Origin of the sequence: Pseudomonas sp. Sample_22, from assembly GCF_004307635.1 — a bacterium.
Taxonomy (GTDB): domain Bacteria; phylum Pseudomonadota; class Gammaproteobacteria; order Pseudomonadales; family Pseudomonadaceae; genus Aquipseudomonas.
Genome location: NZ_RCNY01000023.1, coordinates 1 through 890 on the forward strand (window position 1 = coordinate 1; position 890 = coordinate 890).

Consider the following 890-nt stretch of genomic DNA (forward strand, 5'->3'; position numbering starts at 1 on the left):
GCGATGGTTTTGATCAGGGTAACAGTCATCTGAATGTTGTCACCTGGCATTACCATTTCAACGCCTTCTGGCAGCTCGCAGTTACCGGTCACGTCAGTAGTACGGAAGTAGAACTGTGGACGGTAGCCTTTGAAGAACGGGGTGTGACGACCGCCTTCTTCCTTGCTCAGAACGTAAACTTCTGCGGTGAACTTGGTGTGCGGCTTAACCGAACCCGGCTTAACCAGAACCTGACCACGCTCAACGTCGTCACGCTTGGTGCCACGCAGCAGAACGCCGCAGTTCTCGCCAGCACGACCTTCGTCGAGCAGCTTGCGGAACATCTCAACACCGGTGCAGGTGGTGGTGGTGGTGTCACGCAGACCAACGATTTCCAGTGCATCTTGAACGCGAACGATACCGCGCTCGATACGACCAGTCACAACAGTACCACGACCCGAGATCGAGAATACGTCTTCGATTGGCATCAGGAATGGCTTGTCGATAGCACGCTCTGGCTCTGGGATGTAGGTGTCCAGAGTCTCAACCAGCTTACGAACGGCAGTGGTGCCCATTTCGTTGTCGTCTTTGCCTTCCAGCGCCATACGAGCAGAACCGATGATGATCGGAGTGTCGTCGCCTGGGAAGTCATAGGTGGACAGCAGGTCGCGAACTTCCATCTCAACCAGTTCCAGCAGCTCAGCGTCGTCTACCAGGTCAGCCTTGTTCAGGAAAACCACGATGTACGGAACGCCTACCTGACGGGACAGCAGGATGTGCTCACGGGTTTGTGGCATCGGACCATCGGCGGCCGAGCAAACCAGGATCGCGCCGTCCATCTGGGCAGCACCGGTGATCATGTTCTTCACGTAGTCAGCGTGACCTGGGCAGTCAACGTGAGCGTAGTGACG

Annotated in this window: 1 protein-coding gene; it reads right to left on the reverse strand. The window is 56.2% G+C overall.

The annotated features are described in order from the left end of the window. The coding region (gene tuf / locus D8U73_RS06530) for an elongation factor Tu (RefSeq protein ID WP_130904008.1) at positions 1-890 on the reverse strand (890 nt) is incomplete at both ends.